The organism is Oceanobacillus aidingensis (assembly GCF_042654105.1).
Classification (GTDB): Bacteria; Bacillota; Bacilli; order Bacillales; family Amphibacillaceae; genus Oceanobacillus; species Oceanobacillus oncorhynchi.
In genome coordinates, this window is the sequence record NZ_JBHSFT010000002.1 from 12,972 (window position 1) to 28,853 (window position 15,882).

Annotated in this window: 16 protein-coding genes; 9 read left to right on the plus strand and 7 right to left on the minus strand. The window is 33.8% G+C overall.

The window, feature by feature from the left end; all coding sequences use genetic code 11:
• Positions 1 to 95: 95 nt before the first annotated feature.
• Positions 96 to 920: a Cof-type HAD-IIB family hydrolase gene (locus ACFO3P_RS02655; RefSeq protein ID WP_289584951.1), complete on the minus strand. Its 825-nt coding sequence runs from the start codon at positions 918 to 920 to the stop codon at positions 96 to 98.
• 562 nt (positions 921 to 1,482) lie between these two features.
• On the opposite strand from ACFO3P_RS02655, the gene ACFO3P_RS02660 reads away from it, so the two are divergent.
• Positions 1,483 to 1,704 carry a hypothetical protein gene (locus tag ACFO3P_RS02660; RefSeq protein WP_212928704.1) on the plus strand — a complete coding sequence of 74 codons (222 nt, stop codon included), beginning with the start codon at positions 1,483 to 1,485 and terminating at the stop codon, positions 1,702 to 1,704.
• A 71-nt stretch (positions 1,705 to 1,775) separates the two neighbouring features.
• On the opposite strand, the gene ACFO3P_RS02665 is transcribed toward ACFO3P_RS02660, so the two are convergent.
• Genes ACFO3P_RS02665 through ACFO3P_RS02690 form a run of 6 tightly spaced genes read right to left on the minus strand, consistent with a single transcriptional unit; the run spans position 1,776 to position 6,939 of the window.
• Complete coding sequence (locus ACFO3P_RS02665) at positions 1,776 to 2,129, minus strand: PTS glucitol/sorbitol transporter subunit IIA (RefSeq protein WP_212928703.1); 354 nt, start codon at positions 2,127 to 2,129, stop codon at positions 1,776 to 1,778.
• 44 nt (positions 2,130 to 2,173) lie between these two features.
• Entirely contained in the window at positions 2,174 to 3,208 is a 1,035-nt protein-coding gene (srlE, locus tag ACFO3P_RS02670) for a PTS glucitol/sorbitol transporter subunit IIB (RefSeq protein WP_212928702.1), read from the minus strand.
• A 10-nt stretch (positions 3,209 to 3,218) separates the two neighbouring features.
• Positions 3,219 to 3,770, minus strand: coding sequence for a PTS glucitol/sorbitol transporter subunit IIC (gene srlA / locus ACFO3P_RS02675; protein ID WP_212928701.1), 552 nt, complete (start codon positions 3,768 to 3,770; stop codon positions 3,219 to 3,221).
• Positions 3,754 to 4,227, minus strand: coding sequence for a transcriptional regulator GutM (locus tag ACFO3P_RS02680; protein ID WP_212928700.1), 474 nt, complete (start codon positions 4,225 to 4,227; stop codon positions 3,754 to 3,756). The genes srlA and ACFO3P_RS02680 overlap by 17 nt, the downstream gene beginning before the upstream one ends.
• A 3-nt stretch (positions 4,228 to 4,230) precedes the next feature.
• Positions 4,231 to 6,114 carry a BglG family transcription antiterminator gene (locus ACFO3P_RS02685; RefSeq protein ID WP_289584952.1) on the minus strand — a complete coding sequence of 628 codons (1,884 nt, stop codon included), beginning with the start codon at positions 6,112 to 6,114 and terminating at the stop codon, positions 4,231 to 4,233.
• Between the two features lie 27 nt (positions 6,115 to 6,141).
• A complete protein-coding gene (locus ACFO3P_RS02690) occupies positions 6,142 to 6,939 on the minus strand; it encodes an SDR family oxidoreductase (protein ID WP_289584953.1) in 798 nt (265 codons plus the stop codon).
• A 637-nt stretch (positions 6,940 to 7,576) separates the two neighbouring features.
• On the opposite strand from ACFO3P_RS02690, the gene ACFO3P_RS02695 reads away from it, so the two are divergent.
• The 8 genes from ACFO3P_RS02695 (at position 7,577) to ACFO3P_RS02730 (ending at position 15,751) form a co-directional block, all read left to right on the plus strand.
• On the plus strand, positions 7,577 to 8,458 hold the full coding sequence (locus ACFO3P_RS02695; RefSeq protein ID WP_212928697.1) for an aldose 1-epimerase family protein: 882 nt from the start codon (positions 7,577 to 7,579) through the stop codon (positions 8,456 to 8,458).
• A gap of 539 nt (positions 8,459 to 8,997) precedes the next feature.
• Positions 8,998 to 11,019 (plus strand): BglG family transcription antiterminator, encoded by a 2,022-nt coding sequence (locus tag ACFO3P_RS02700; RefSeq protein WP_212928696.1) that lies wholly within the window; start codon positions 8,998 to 9,000, stop codon positions 11,017 to 11,019.
• A gap of 15 nt (positions 11,020 to 11,034) precedes the next feature.
• Complete coding sequence (locus ACFO3P_RS02705; protein WP_212928695.1) at positions 11,035 to 11,379, plus strand: PTS sugar transporter subunit IIA; 345 nt, start codon at positions 11,035 to 11,037, stop codon at positions 11,377 to 11,379.
• Positions 11,369 to 11,713, plus strand: a complete 345-nt coding sequence (locus tag ACFO3P_RS02710; RefSeq protein WP_212928694.1) for a PTS sugar transporter subunit IIB — start codon at positions 11,369 to 11,371, stop codon at positions 11,711 to 11,713. The genes ACFO3P_RS02705 and ACFO3P_RS02710 overlap by 11 nt, the downstream gene beginning before the upstream one ends.
• A gap of 12 nt (positions 11,714 to 11,725) precedes the next feature.
• Positions 11,726 to 13,051 carry a PTS sugar transporter subunit IIC gene (locus tag ACFO3P_RS02715; RefSeq protein ID WP_289584954.1) on the plus strand — a complete coding sequence of 442 codons (1,326 nt, stop codon included), beginning with the start codon at positions 11,726 to 11,728 and terminating at the stop codon, positions 13,049 to 13,051.
• Positions 13,052 to 13,205: 154 nt separating this feature from the next.
• Positions 13,206 to 13,931, plus strand: a complete 726-nt coding sequence (locus tag ACFO3P_RS02720; protein WP_289584955.1) for a glucosamine-6-phosphate deaminase — start codon at positions 13,206 to 13,208, stop codon at positions 13,929 to 13,931.
• A 24-nt stretch (positions 13,932 to 13,955) separates the two neighbouring features.
• On the plus strand, positions 13,956 to 14,909 hold the full coding sequence (locus tag ACFO3P_RS02725; protein ID WP_212928691.1) for an aldo/keto reductase: 954 nt from the start codon (positions 13,956 to 13,958) through the stop codon (positions 14,907 to 14,909).
• Between the two features lie 56 nt (positions 14,910 to 14,965).
• Positions 14,966 to 15,751: a sugar phosphate isomerase/epimerase family protein gene (locus ACFO3P_RS02730; RefSeq protein ID WP_289584957.1), complete on the plus strand. Its 786-nt coding sequence runs from the start codon at positions 14,966 to 14,968 to the stop codon at positions 15,749 to 15,751.
• Positions 15,752 to 15,882 lie beyond the last annotated feature (131 nt).

Here is a 15,882-nt window from a genome sequence, read left to right on the forward strand (position 1 = left end):
GGTTTATGCTGTATTTTATTAATAGAACGATTTGGTTCATTATTCCATGCTTTAAAGCTACTCAAAAAAGACCAATACAAGTTATCCAACTATATTTAAATTTTTGCTCTAGACAAATCGAAATGATAATTTACAAATGAAGAATCAATAAGCCCCAAATGCTGTAAACCATATAAAATCCCATCTTGATTACAATCTGTTGTGACATAAGAAGCGACGTCTTTTAATTCACTGACTGCATTTCCCATAGCAACGCCATTTTTTACTGATGACAGCATCTCTATATCATTCTTACCATCCCCAAAGGCATAGACATTCTCTATAGCTGCGCCTGTATACTCGATAAATTTTTGAATTCCTATAGCTTTGGAAGAGTCCGCAGGCAATACATCTGCTCCAAAGTATCCCCAACGAACAAACTTATAATCTGTGTATTTTTCTTTATAGATGATTTCTTCTTGTTCTGTGCAGAATAAATTTAACTGATTTACTGTGTTCTGCTTATAATAATCTGGATCAACTGCAGGATAGTCCAGTTTTAAATGTAAAAAATTATCCTTCGCAAGTGGATGGTCAGCATGTGTAATAATAAGATCTTTATGGTTTCCAAAACCAATTGCATGGTTATGTTGAGTGGCAAATGTTGTAATATCATGAATAAATGTTGAATCTAATGACTCCGAATGAACCTCGATACCGTCACATACCACTAGCTGTCCATTAAAAGCTATATAAGAGGAAATATTTAATTCTTTTTGAATATGTTGAAACATATTAGGCGCCCTCCCAGTAGCTATCACCGTGTAATGCCCTTTCTCTTGTAAATACTGGATGACTGTTTTGGTGCTCTCAGGTATGATTTTATCTTCTGTCACCAGTGTCCCATCAATATCAAAAAAGATGATTTTTTTCTCATTCATTTTTTATCTCCTCCTTAAAGTAAACCATAATGTATGAAAAGCATTTCAGGTCAATATTTAAATTTCAATAATTGAATGTTGAAATATAGTCAAGAAAAATTTGACCAGAATAGAATGCTATTTCTGACCTTCAATTCATAAAAGAGTATTAATCACAGAATTGCTGAGAAAGAGTAATTGCAGATTATACAGACAAAAAATTTAGACCAATAAATGGAGTGTAAAATTGACGGAAGAAGTTGAAATACAATATATCATTCATATTCTTCCAAAAATCTCAAAATCACATAAAGTAATTTAAGATGCTTTAAACCTTTGAAGCAATTGTCATTGCTTTTGAATGATAGTTAGATTCAGTGCCTATATAACCAATGTTAGTTAATAATTGTTTTACATTATGCCAGAGGAAGGTTCTCGGTTATTTGAGATCAATTCACCGTCAAATTTAATAAATAGTAAATCACAGTCTTGTACACAGCCCTTTCCAAAAATTGATACGAAAGCGCATTTACAGAGATAATATAGGTGTTAAAATAAATTTAGAAGGGAGGGGAGGAGGTAAATGATACAGCTTGATGAACGTGGTAATAAAATATTAAAAGAATTAATGATCAACCCTAATATCACGAGTAAAGATGTTGAAAAAAAGTACGACTTAACTAGAAGACAACTTGGTTATAGCTTTGAAAAATTAAATGATTGGTTGAAAAGTAAAAATTATCCAATCATTGAAAGGACGAGTCAAGGAAATTTTATTATTGATAAAACAATTATTAAAAAATAGAAACCAAAAAATCCCCATAAACTTTAGGCCTTCCTGTTCGCTTATGGGGAATCTTATTTTTAATCTATGGTTTATTTTTCTATCGTAATCGTACTGCCAGGTTTCACATCAACAATTTCTTTCTCTTCTAAATAAAGTGAACCTGATTGCCCCGCTGTAGTGCTGCCATCAAATTTCAATGTGATATGACCTAAATCATTTAAATTTTTTCTTACTGCATCACCAACACTTGTGATCTGATAAGAAACATTATCTAACTTTAATATGTCTCCTACTGCAATATCTTCATCGACAGACACTAAATCTATCACGTAGCAAAAATCTGCTAGTTCATTTGGTGCATTATCTCCAAATAAAACCATCATTTTTTCTGCTTCAAATGCTTTTGCGTCTTTTCCGATACTTTTAATTGTTGTTTGATACATGTTAAAACACTCCTAAGTTTATTAATCTCTTATCTTTTCATTTATTATTTATACAGCCCAAAGCTTGCCAGCCAGGCGACAAATACTCTCGGTACACCATTTAAGAATCTGGAATACAGGACAGATGGTACACCGACTTCAATTGTTTTTGTTTCTGCTTCTGCAAGACCTAAACCTACAGGGATAAAGTCAGCAGCATTTTGAGTATTGATAGCAAATAATGCTGGTAATGCTAGGTTTGGAGGGATGTTCCCTTTACCGATCTCTACACCAATTAATGTTCCTAATACTTGTCCAATAACTCCGCCAGGCCCGAGTAATGGGCTTAGGAAAGGCAAAGAACATACAAAGCCGATAACCATTAGTCCCCAAATGTTTCCTGCCAGTGGAGACATAATATTAGCAAATAAATCACCGATTCCAGAGCCTTGAATGATACCAATTAGCAGGGCAACGAATCCCATAAAAGGAATAACAGTGTGCAGCATCGTTTCTACAGCATCACGGGAGGCCTGATAGAAAGTGTTAATTACTTTCCCTGCCCCTAACCCAATTTTGGTAAGCAAGCTTTTGTTTTCTTGCTCCGCACGTGTTTCCATAATTTTTTTATCTTTAGAATAGGTTGTTTCTTGCTCTGTCTTTTCTTCCTTCTCTGTTTCCTCAGAAGAAGCCTGCTGAACCGTCTTAGAAGCTTGGTCAGTACCTTCCTCTTCCCCAACAACACTTACCTGATCCACATCTACATTCGATACATAAATATCTTCTGTAATATACTGTCTTAATGGACCGCTTTTTCCTGTCGCCATAATATTAACTGTCGGGATACCTTTTTGGGGGTAAATACCACAGCGTAATGTACCTCCACAGTCAATAACAGCAACCATAATTTCGTCTTCTGGTACGGAAGTTTCAAAGCCGTTTACCGCAGAAGCGCCGGTAATTTCACATATTTTATCTACAATAGCAGGTTTATGACCGCCTGTCACATACATTACTTTATCTTTTTTACCATTTACACCGATTACTAAAGGACCGCCGAACCCGCCAGAACCTTTAACTATTTTGACTTTTTTACTCATGGCTTTACACCTACCCCTCTATATGAACTTTTTTACTTAATTTTACTTTTTGTTGTTTTTCTACATAACTTGTTGTAAAGTCAGTTACCCAGCCACCAATAAAGTTCATTACTAAACCAACCAGTAAATAGCGAATTGCTAAATCTGTCATAGGTAATCCCAATTGTTGAATCCCGCTTGCAATACCTAAGAAAATAAATAATTCTGCCGGGTTAATATGAGGGAAAATACCGTTACTTGTATGTGCGAACTGTCCTGCTGCAGCAAAATAGCTTGGCTTGTACTTTTCTGGTAAAAATCGCCCTAAAGAGTGAAGCATTGGATTTGCCAGCATAAATGAACCTAAGAATGGCAGCACCATATATCTTAATAATGGATTTCCTGCTGATTTTTGAGCAATTCTATTAATACGATTTTCTCCAATTAATTGGATTAATGTATTCATTGCGATGAGAAGCATTAAAACTAATGGAACGATGGATCCCATCCACCCAATAAACGTATCTGCACCTGTTTGGAAGAGGTTGATAAATCCTTCCGCTAATTTAACTATGAAGTCCATGTTTCTTGACCCCTTTCTTTGTGAACATTTTATTTACTTTATTTACAACTTTCATCATTGGTGAAGGAATTTGTTCGATTTCTCCACCAGCCTGCACTACATTAAATGTATGTTGTGCATCAACAATGGCACGTTTTAAAAGCTTATTATAGTCTATGAAATCTTCTTCCTTGAGCTTATTCATCTTTTTTCCTTCTAATCCCTTCAATTGCTTAAATCTGGAAAACACTGTCACTCCTTGCATATAACGTGCTTCTTCGATTTCATTTTTATTATTTAATTGAAATAACACAAGCGTTCCTGATCTAATAATTGCTGGTCGTCTTCCAATAGCTACACGACCCTTTTCTCTCAACTCCGTATAATGCTTAGTGAAATGCTTGATTTGGACAAAACCAAATAAATATTGGACAACAAAACCAACTGCTAAAATAATAATCAGCATAATAAAAAACATAAGCTATTTCCTCATTTCTTGATTCAAAATATATGCAAACGAAGTATAATCCATATCTTTAGTCATTTTATTAAGTAGATAACCATTAGTGGTCATCGCCAACACTTCTTCATATACTCTAATTAACACTGCTTCATTACCAGTTTGATCCGGTGTAGCTAATAAGATGACAATAGTGACATTCTGATAATCGCTTAAGGGGCTATCTAACAAAGCAACTTTTATACAAATACCGTCTTGATGATGACTCACATGGGGAAACGCCAAATCACCCATAACCGTTGATTTCATTTGTTCCCGTGTTATAATACGCTTTGTAAATTCTTCATCAACTTTTCCTTCTTTGATTAACTCACCAGATAAAAATCGAATAACATCTTCATAGCAATCAAACGTATCGACATGATAAAAATCTTTTTCTTCAATAAAATCTACAAGAACACTTTGATTGAATAACTTTTTATTCTTAACATCTTTATAAACTAAGAATTGCTCGATTTTTAATTTCAGTAATTGTGTATCCAGTATATTCTCGATATAGACTACTTTATTAAATAGACGGTTTGTCCAAACAGTAGAAACAATCAAATCAAATTGTTTGATATTCTCTGTTTTTAGCACATCTTCATTAAATACCTCAATGTCAATTTGATTACTAAAGATTTTCTGTAAATTTGTTGTTAGCAGTTTCGATGCGCTTAAGCCTTGGTTTGTAATAACAGCAACCGATTTAATGTCACGTATTTTCTGTTCTAACTGTTCCAGATACACACTAAAATATAATGAAAGAAAACTAAGCTCATTAATAGGAACTTCCATATTTATTTCTTTTTTTATATTTTCGGCTAGAACACTTGATAGCTCATATGCAAACGGAAAACGTTGCTGTACATCCTCCATCAAGTTGTTATTTACCTTTACACTGAAAATCAAACGGTTAATTAAATGTTTGATGTGAAGCTGAATATCTTTACTAAACATGGCTTCATCAATTTTAATCGTGTAGTAATAATTGATATCTTTAATCGTATTCTTTATAATACGCTCAAGCATCGAATGCTCATTTTCATTAATTATTTCATCTATAATGGAAGCTCTGCGTCCAAGTAGTTGAAGAACAATAACAAAAATTTCTTGATTAACGTTTTCTAGATTATACCTATCTGCAATTGCTTCCTTCAATGCTTGAAAACTTTGAAAGTCTTCTGATTCAAATACCTGTTGGTCAATATCCAAGTCTGTTTCGATAAAAATTCCACTTTCAAGCCTGGCCATTGTTACTTGTGTAGCTAATCGCAATCTGGAAGATGACGAATCATCTAAGTTATATTTCTTTTTTAAATTCAGTAAATGATGTTCAATTTGATCAGGAAGCGGTTGTTCGTGATAACTATTAGGGAACTGTTCAATAATTACTTTGCGAATGGCAATTTCGTTCCCTTCCAGTTGTAAGCCAACATTCTGTGTCCCTTTAATATCCACTGGATAAGAATGCAGCTTTTCTTTTAATTCAGCTATAATATTATTGACAACACCTTTGCTTAAGAACAACTCTTCAGCAATATCATCAATTGTGCTCTTCTGATGTTTTAATAAATGATGAAAAACAGTATCCTGCCGATGATTCAATTCGCTTTCATATCTCTTTAATTCTTTCCTCCATGTCTCTAAGAGGTCCGAAAACCTACTTTCATCAAGGATGAATATCGACAGAATGTGATGTTCCTTTATAATTTGAGAAGTGCCTTCAAAATAATCATTAATCTGAGCTACATAATTGGACAACGTTCGTTGCGATATATTCAATAAATGGGAAAGTTTTTCAGCTGAAATATTTTCCGATATAAGCACTTCTACTATTTTCAAATGCTTCTTATTAAGCTCCATAACTTCTCCCCTAACCTAACTCGGGGATTAACCTCTTGATTTACCCCCAGAGATATTAATTGTTGTTCCAGTGATATAGCTTGACTTCTCAGAACTTAAATAACATACCAAATCAGCAACTTCTGCTAATTGGCCGACACGACGAATTGGAATGGACTTAGAGTAATCACCATTTAATTGATCCACAGTTGTATTTCTTGTATAAGCAAGCGCTTCTTCATATTGCTGTGTTCTCAATCCTGTTTCCTCTAAAATTCCTGGTGCGATTGCAACAACACGGATGTTGTGCTTTCCTAATTCCTTTGCCCAGCTTCTTGTGAAACCAATTAGAGCCGCTTTAGTAGCGGAATAAATGCTTTGACCTTCTGACCCTTCTTGCCCAGCTTCACTAGAAATATTAATAATAACGCCTTTTTTTGATTTGATAAAATAACGAGACACTTCTTGGCTAAAAAGAACGGGTCCTTTTAAGTTGACACCTAGCATCAAATCCAAATCTTTCATATTAATTTCATATTCCGGCTTTTCTTCTTTTGCATCTACTAATAGTCTTGGTAAGTTGATACCTGCATTATTCACTAATACATCAATTTGAGATTGTTCATCAAAAATTGATTGAACCGTACTACGAACAGCCTCTTCATCAGCCACATTTGTTTCTTTAAAATGATAATATGAATGATCAATTGGATTGTCACGTAAATCTGCATTATATACAACTGCTTTATTATCTAAAAGAGATTGAACAATTTGTCTGCCAATACCTGATGAACCCCCAGTTACAATGACCACTTTATTTTCTATATCTAACCAACTATTTCCCATAAAGATGCCTCCTACATTTTTCGATTATATTCATTATATGTCTAACCGCTTTCAAAATTAATATGTAGTTTTGTGCAGTTTTATGAAAAAGCGAAAATAATTATTTTTTCTTCTCCATTGTAAGTGAAGAGTCATAAGATACCATGTAAAAAATATGAAGAACTGTCGAATAAGTATAGTTCATAAAGAATTGAAGAAAAAGATAAGCTGATTTATATTGAGGTTGATGAAGTTATTTATAGGAATAATAGAAAATATCGGATATTCTGTTTCTTTAAATAAAAAAGAAAAGTTCCTAAAAATAGAAGTAGTAGTACAAGAAGGGTTAAAAATTGGCGTCTGTATTTCTTTTTTTATGGTACAGCAGAATTTATATGGATAGTAAAACATAATGAGGAAGTTAGATTAGGTAGACCCTGGTTAAGTTCTTCAAGGGAATTAATTGATTTAAATTATAGGATAAAAAAAAACTGTTTTTAAAAATTATGATGAGCTAGAAGAATTATTAAAAAAATCATTTGAAACGAGGAATTATATATTAGAAAGCCAAACTAGACACCCCACTCCCCAAACATTAAGATTAAAGTATATAACCACTTCTCCATCAACTCTTTAATTCCAGAAAGGATGAACCACAGTGAAACAAATCATAGAAAACGATTGGCTAAAAGTTGAAATAGAAAGTAATGGTGCTGAAATACGGGCTGTCGAGCATAAAAAGAATAACTTAAGCTATATGTGGACGGGAGACAGTGCCTATTGGGGACGTGTTTCACCGGTATTATTCCCGATTGTTGGGCGTTTAAAAGGAGACCAATATCAATTAGACGGAAAAACATATGACATGTCTCAGCATGGATTTTTAAGAGATGTTGAATTTGAACTTGGCTCACATTCGACAGAGCATGTTGCATTTGAGGCAGCTTCGGATGGACGTTTTAAAGAAGTTTATCCATATGAATTTAAAGCAACAATCACTTATTCCCTCAACCAGGATTCGCTTTCCGTTGATTGGAAAATAGAAAACAAAAATAGCGGGGAAATGTATTTTTCAATTGGCGCTCATCCCGCTTTTCGAATCCCGCTTTTAGAAAATGAAGGATTAGAGGATTACCAATTGAAATTTACTCCTGCTCCAAATAAAGAGGTAATGGAATATGGCTTGGAAAATGCATTGGTTCATGAGAAAGGAGTCCGTAATCAGCTTCCAGACATAACACTGCAGCCAGAGCTGTTTGCAAAGGATGCTATGATATACAGTCATATCGATCGTATAGAGCTTGTCTCAGCAAAATCTGATCGTGGCGTAGATGTTGAATTTACAGACTTTCCGTTTGTAGGAATCTGGTCTAAATATAATGAAGAAAATAATAGTATTGCACCATTTGTTTGTATCGAGCCTTGGTGTGGTATTGCGGATATGCATGATACGACGGGAGACTTTAAAGAGAAGTTTGGTGTTAACCGGTTAGAAGCTGGTGATGTATTTCAGAAGGCGTATATGATGAAATTTAAATAATTGTTTGGTTAGGTTATCAATTCTGTATATTTACAAATTTTGAATGAAGAATTTATTATATAGAAATTTACATTATCAAAAGCATAGCATATGAACTATTATAATGTATAAGTTCCTATGCTTTTTTGATTTCAAGCATTTTATAATTCAAATAAGTATGGTTTTTTTAGTGGAATCAAGCCATTATCAATATAAAATTATAAATTGAAAATAAAAAAATTTTTTTACTAAACTGCTCTTAAATTATAAAAATATATGTGTTGAATACAGTATGAAAATGGTACAAATAGATTTATTTTCTAAAAAGTCTTCTTTAGAAGGCTCATTTTTTATGTGCTTTTTAGATTAGAAATAATAAAATTGGAAGAGCTATTTTTGCGTGTCGAGGTGTAAGACACTTCATTTTTGTTAGTTGAGAAATCTTTACATAGTTATCTTTTGACGGTGATTCTACGACAAAAAGTGTTATAACCCTTATTGAAAGCGTTTTTTTAAATTATTATACTTGGAAAGAGATAAGAAAGAGGAGGTGAATACAGATGAAATTGGATCAGCGATGTATAGAGATTATTGATATTTTGCTTATGCAAGATGGTTACATGAATATAGCAAAGATTGCCGAACAAGTAGAAACTAATGAGAGAAACGTACGTTATAGTTTGAGCAAAATTGATAGATTCATGGAAGAAAATAAGCTTGAACCTTTGACTAGACATCCGCGTAAAGGAGTATTTTTAGTTGAAAAGAAAAGTATTCGTCCAATATTGTCTATATTTAAACAGCGTATGACGCCAAAAAAATATCAGTATTCACAAGAAGAAATCCAGAATTTTTTGAAGCTGAAAATGTTAATTTCAGAAGAGGTCATTCCAACCGCTTATTTTGAAGAAGTCCTTTTTCTTTCTCGAACAACAATCTTAAATCATATAAGAGCTATTGAAGGGGAGGTTTTTCTAGAAGATTTAAACTTAGAGCATAAAAAAAGAAAAGGTCACTATATCACTGGTGATACATTATTGAAGTGCATTACTTTTGCTAAGATACTGATTCGCAGCATTAATATTAGAGAATTTTATAATTTTATTAATGATGACAGGATTGTTTCGAAACATGGTGAATTGTTTTTTTATAATTTATTTGAATATGAGTATTTACAGAGAGCAGTTGAAATCAGTCATCGGCTGGAGACTAATTTAAATAGAGGCATGGATGACCAAACATATCTCACACTTTTAGCTTTGTTATTTAAAATTGTTACTAAAGTAGAAGGAGACTTTGAAAATATATCAAATGCATTATCTAAAATAGAGCCAAAATACAAAAACAGCTTAAAAATCCTACTTAATAGTGTTATGCAATCAGACAGTAAGAATCAGGAAGAGGAAATTGAATTATTTACAAGAGAACTCTGCAAAAAAGTAGGAGAGGTATATAAAGTAGATTTCTTTAAGGGAAATAGTAAGTTTTTAGAGCAAATTAAGAATCATGTCATATTCATGGTAAAAAGATTACGAGAAAATATAACAATTGAAAACCCCATATTTGAACAATTTATGAAAACTAATCATGAAATATTTCTTGTGACGTCCCAAATTTGCAAAGAATTAGAGCCGATTATTAAAGTAACTGTGAGCAATCAGGAAATTTCCTTTCTTGCCATCTATTTTTTTTCTGAAATGGAGAAGTTCAAAACAAATCAAAAGACAAAACCGGCTATTCTTATTGTGTGTGTAGAAGGAACAGCCGTGGCAAGTATGATAGGAGCGCAAATAAAGAAAATGTTCGAATTCGAACGAATTGATACCATGCCACTTAGATTACTTGATAAGGAAACGATAGAAAAATATGATTATGTGCTGAGTACGGTAAATATTCCAGATATTCGTTCCGAAAAAATTCTGCGTATTAATAGTTACCTTTATTTGGATGATATCAAATTACTTCAAAAGCATTTACAGCTGAAAATGAAAGTTCAATCCATTCAACCGTTAAATAAATTTAGCAAAATCATACAGCTTATGATGGATAATGGCCATATTACTAATCTAAGCAAACTGGAATCGGATTTACTAGAGGTACTCACTAATGATGAATACGAAGCCAGTAGAGAAGTTGTTCCCGATTTTATTTTTTCACCAGAAACAGTTGTTTATGGTGAAAAGGCAAATACATGGCGGCAAGCAATTGCACTTGGTACTGACAATTTAATAGCAATGGATTGTATTGAACCGAGATATTATGAAAATATTATGAAAAGCATTAGAAAATATGGTTCTTATATGACGGTCGCACCTGGTGTAGTTTTAGCACATGCAGGGCCGGAAGATGGTGTATTACAGGATAGTTTAGGAGTAACTGTTTTAAATAAAGGTGTTTCTTTCTATGACCGATATAATGTCCCCGTACAAGTCATTTTTACCATGGCTTTCCAATCGAAAGAGGCATATCTGTTAGTAGAGAGACTTGCGCAACTAGCACTGAATTCAGAAAAAATTCGCTTGCTTACAGAAGCAAGGTCCAAACAGGAAATCTATCAGCTTGTAAAAGCAACAATTGTATAAAAAAGGTGGAGTTTAATGAATACTGAACAAGTTTCTTTCAAAATTATTTCATTAGCAGGAGATGCATTTTCAACGTTGATTGAAGCCTTACAGATGGCGAAAAAAGGTAACTTTCAACAAGTAGAAGTATTAATTAATACAGCAAAAAAACAAGTAAATGAGGCTCATGATGTACAAACTAACTTAATTGTTAAAGAGGCACAAGGAGAAACTGCTGATTTTTCGGTTTTACTCATTCATGCTCAAGATACATTAATGAATACCATTTTAATGATGACACTGGTGGAAGAAATGATATCTATGTATGTAGATTTAAAAAAACAAATTGAAAATAAAGGTGGAGCAGAATATGAATATTGATAGATTGTATATTTTATTGGTTTGTAATCTAGGTGCTTCAACAGGGGTAATGGTAACCAAAATGAAAGAAATTGCAGTGAAAAGTGAAAAATTAAAAAACGTTGATATTCGGATTGAGGCGCATCCAGCTGGAGAGATACAGGAATATATAGAGGATTTCGATGTAATTATGGTAGGTCCACAAATTAAGCATAAATTTGCTGAACTTAAAAAGCTAGCTGATGAAGTGGAGAAACCTATTCAAGTTATTGATACTCAAGATTACGGAACTGTTAATGGCGGGAATATTTTGAAAGATGCTATTATCATGAAATTAGAGTCTGCTGAAAAATAGGGGGATATCTATATGTCGAGAAGTGGAAAAAATCGAAAAATGGATGGCTTTATATCCTTTATGGAGAAGCATTTTGAGCCAATTGCAGCAAGAATAGAAAAACAACGCCATGTAGCATCAATTAAGAATGGGATGATCGCGCTTATCTCAGTACTGATTATCGGTTCTTTTTCCTTAATAATCTCATCAATTGGAAATATGTTTCCTGAAGGAACAGCAATAAAGAACTTTTTTGTAGATTACAATGATATGCTGCAATTGCCATTCCAGTTTACATTTGGATTATTATCAATATACTGTGCCGTCACAATTTCATATAATCATGCAAAACAGATGAAAGTTCCTGTTTTGCACGGTGTAATAGCTGGGGTATTGGTGACATTAATTTTAAATACGAAAATAATTGATGGAAGTTTAGATACACAGTTTCTGGATTCAAGAGGTTTGTTTATCGCAATTTTTGCCTCATTAGTTACGGTTGAAGTGTTAAATGTATTTATGAAAAATAATATTACGATTCGATTAAAAGGATTGCCCGAAGGGATTTCCGCAACATTTGAATCGATTATTCCTATGGTAGTTGTTTTATTTGTTGCAGTATTTCTAAGTGCAGGTGTACAAAGTGTGACCAATGGGCAAATCATTCCTGAAGCATTTACAACCATGCTGGCGCCCGCAATTAATAGTATTGATACACCTTATGCAGTTTTCCTGATTTGTTTTTTAGAAATGCTATTCTGGTTTATTGGATTGAATGGTTATGCAATTTTGATTGGTTTTGTATTGCCGTTTATGACTCAATACCTTGGACGAAATGCCGCTGCTTTTGCAGCTGGAGAACCGATTCCACATGTGTTTGCACCAAACTTTTGGGATTATTTCATGGGTTTTTCCGGATCAGGGATTACTGGAGCTTTAGTAATCCTAGCATTATTTAGTAAATCTCAAAAAATTAAAGCGGTAGGAAAAGCTTCGGCTGTTCCAGCAATTTTTACCATATCAGAGCCGGTCGTTTTTGGTTTGCCAATATGCTTTAATCCTTATTTGTTTATCCCATTTGTCATGGGGACTCCTATTCTAGCAGTTTGTCAATGGTTCATATTTCATTGGGGGATAGTTCGGCCGCCAGTGGTCAATGTAGGCGGAACACCAATTCCGTTTGCTCAATATTTAGCAACGATGGACTGGAAAGCTGTTATTCTTAGTTTTGTCGTGTTAGCGGCAGCTGTTTGTATGTATTATCCGTTTTTCAAAATGTATGAACGCAGTGCAATGAAAGAGGAAAGGATTCTTAACGAAAGAGAAAAAGCACATCAAGAGCTTGATTTGGATTTTTAAAACTAGCTACTTAAATTTAATTGATAATATTACCTTATTTAATTTAGAAAATACCTTAAAGTTTATGAAAACTGTAATTTCTAGTGTTTCTAAAATTGAAGGAATCAAATTATTATTTCATAAGGCAGTATAAGTAAAAAAGGAGATTACTAATATGAATATTAAGAAGTTTCTTACAACTGAATTAATGGCGGAATCAGCAGGGAAACATATTATTGAAATAGTAAAAAAGAAACCTGATAGTTTATTATGCTTTGCTGGAGGAGATACCCCGCTTATGACTTTAAACTATTTAGCAGAAGCAGCTAATCAGGGAGAAGTTGATTTTGGGAAATGCTCGTTTGTCAGTCTTGATGAATGGGTTGGTCTTGGTAAAGAAACGAATGGAAGTTGTAAGCAAACACTATTTGATCATTTTTTTGATCGTATCCCAAATATAGATGATTCACAAATTTGTTTTTTTGATGGTTTGGCTATAGACATGGACGCAGAATGTAAAAGAGTAGACCACTTTGTTGCGAAGCATGAAGGGATTGATTTTATGCTGTTAGGAATTGGGATGAACGGACATATTGGTTTCAACGAACCTGGTGTAAGAGTGGATACATATTGCCACGTCATCGATCTTGCCCCAGTAACTAAGAAGGTTTCAGTAAAATATTTTGATGAAGAAATGAATGTAACACGAGGGATTTCACTTGGTATTCAACATATTACGGAGGCTGCTGAAGTAATGTTAATGGCAAATGGTGAAAAGAAAGCAGACATAGTGGAGCTGACAATCAATACAGAACCAACTGCGGATATCCCGTCTACTCTTGTTAAGAATTCAAAACATGCTGTACTGTACATCGATGATGCAGCTGCCAGCAAACTATAATGAAAGAAGAAGGGACGTAATCAGATGAAATATATAGATATTCAAGGGAAAAAAGATGGGAAAAATATTACCATTAGTGTTTCTAATCTATTGATGGGTTCAGGAGATTTCCTGAGACCGGATAATATGGATTTTGCTGCCCCAGTACTGGATAAATTTATTGAAATAGGTGGAAATTCATTTGATACAGCAAGGCAATATCGACATAGTGAGAAAACGTTAGCAAGTTGGATGAAGTTGCGGAGGAATAGAGATAGTCTAGTTATTCATACGAAAGCGTGTCACCCGACACGTGAAAATCCAGATGTGGCTAGAGTGACTCCAGAGGCAATTGAAGACGATCTTTATACCAGTTTGGAAACACTAGATACAGATCATGTCGAACTATTCGCTTTGCACCGGGATGACCCAACTAAGGAAGTTGGTCCTATTATGGAAAGTCTTCATAAGCAGGTTGAAAAGGGTCTGGTCTATGCCATTGGTGCATCAAATTGGGAAATAGCACGAATTATTGAAGCTAATAAATATGCGGCAGAGCATAAGTTAACGCCTTTTACTTTTAATAGTCCAAACTTAAGTCTTGCTAAAGTGAATCGCCCTCGTTGGGAAAATTGTGTGTCTGCAAATGATGAGATGATACGTTGGCATCAAAACTCAAATACACCTTTATTAGCTTGGTCGTCTCAAGCGGGTGGATTTTTCTCTGGTCGATTTACACCGGATATTAAAGATGATGTAGAGATGGTCGAAGTTTATTATAGTGAAGCCAACTGGGAACGATATCGACGTGCGGAAGAGTTAGCAGACAAAAAAAAGGTAACACCTATTCAAATTTCTCTTGCTTATGTATTGTGTCAGACATTCCCGACAGCGGCGGTTATTGGACCAGAAAATAGTAACGAATTATTGTCCTCTTACGATGCAACGAAAATTTTATTAACGGATGATGAAGTTCGTTGGCTTGATTTAAAAGAATAGAACTTAATTTAAGTTAAGACTAAATAATCCTTTATAGAAAAAATGAGGTGACTAAATTGAAAGATATTCGCAATAAGTTTGCTGTGGAATTATATTCATTCAGACGTGAGCTTGAAGTGGATTTCGGTGGAACTATACGAGAGCTGCGAAAAATGGGATGGCAAGCTGTTCAGATAGATGGACTTCGCGGTAATAGTGCAGAACATATTGCTGCAGTACTTAAAGAGACAGGAATGAGAGTAGCTGGAATGCATGTCTCACTTGACAGAATGCTTAATGATACAGATAAAGTAATATATGAAGGATTATTGTTTGGTACAAAAGATATTTTTTGCAATTCGTTACCTGAAGAATTACAAAATGAAGAAGGATATAGATATGTAAAGAGTTCATTGCTTGATTTGGCTATGCGACTCAATAGTCTAGGATTTCGAGTGGGCTATCACAACCATGAATTTGAATTTTTATCAAAAGTTGACAATCGTACTGCCTATAATTATTTGATGATGCCTGAGGGAAACTGTTTTATTTATCCTGAAGTAGATACGTACTGGGTTCAATATGCTGAAATTGATCCGCTGTCTGTGATTAAACGATTTCCAGAAAAAATGCCTATCATGCACTTGAAAGATATAAAATCAGATAAGAGATTAACTTACCCTGAATCTTTAGCTGAGATTGGAACGGGTATTATTGACTTTGTTCCAATATTACAATGGGGTGAGGCGAATGGTACGGAATGGTATGTAGTAGAACAAGATCGCAGTTTTTTAGATGGCGGGATGATGGAAAGCTATCAAATTAGTTTTAATAATTTACTTGAATTACAGGAACAACTGTAAATAATTCTTTTAGAAGGTTTATACAAAAAAGTATAACTTCTCAATTTTAATGAATTGAAGGGTTCGACAAAATAGAAAGAAACGTTTCAAATGTATTAATAATAAAAAGCGTATGAACTAAGTGTATCGTT

Bases quoted from the DNA above. Each gene is read 5' to 3' on its own strand.
- ACFO3P_RS02680 (WP_212928700.1), bottom strand. From the start codon at position 4,227: ATGTTTTTTATTATGCTGATTATTATTTTAGCAGTTGGTTTTGTTGTC.
- srlA (WP_212928701.1), bottom strand. From the start codon at position 3,770: ATGGACTTCATAGTTAAATTAGCGGAAGGATTTATCAACCTCTTCCAA.
- ACFO3P_RS02710 (WP_212928694.1), top strand. From the start codon at position 11,369: ATGAATATTGATAGATTGTATATTTTATTGGTTTGTAATCTAGGTGCT.
- ACFO3P_RS02690 (WP_289584953.1), bottom strand. From the start codon at position 6,939: ATGGGAAATAGTTGGTTAGATATAGAAAATAAAGTGGTCATTGTAACT.
- ACFO3P_RS02700 (WP_212928696.1), top strand. From the start codon at position 8,998: ATGAAATTGGATCAGCGATGTATAGAGATTATTGATATTTTGCTTATG.
- ACFO3P_RS02665 (WP_212928703.1), bottom strand. From the start codon at position 2,129: ATGTATCAAACAACAATTAAAAGTATCGGAAAAGACGCAAAAGCATTT.
- ACFO3P_RS02660 (WP_212928704.1), top strand. From the start codon at position 1,483: ATGATACAGCTTGATGAACGTGGTAATAAAATATTAAAAGAATTAATG.
- ACFO3P_RS02685 (WP_289584952.1), bottom strand. From the start codon at position 6,114: ATGGAGCTTAATAAGAAGCATTTGAAAATAGTAGAAGTGCTTATATCG.
- srlE (WP_212928702.1), bottom strand. From the start codon at position 3,208: ATGAGTAAAAAAGTCAAAATAGTTAAAGGTTCTGGCGGGTTCGGCGGT.
- ACFO3P_RS02720 (WP_289584955.1), top strand. From the start codon at position 13,206: ATGAATATTAAGAAGTTTCTTACAACTGAATTAATGGCGGAATCAGCA.
- ACFO3P_RS02725 (WP_212928691.1), top strand. From the start codon at position 13,956: ATGAAATATATAGATATTCAAGGGAAAAAAGATGGGAAAAATATTACC.
- ACFO3P_RS02655 (WP_289584951.1), bottom strand. From the start codon at position 920: ATGAATGAGAAAAAAATCATCTTTTTTGATATTGATGGGACACTGGTG.
- ACFO3P_RS02715 (WP_289584954.1), top strand. From the start codon at position 11,726: ATGTCGAGAAGTGGAAAAAATCGAAAAATGGATGGCTTTATATCCTTT.
- ACFO3P_RS02705 (WP_212928695.1), top strand. From the start codon at position 11,035: ATGAATACTGAACAAGTTTCTTTCAAAATTATTTCATTAGCAGGAGAT.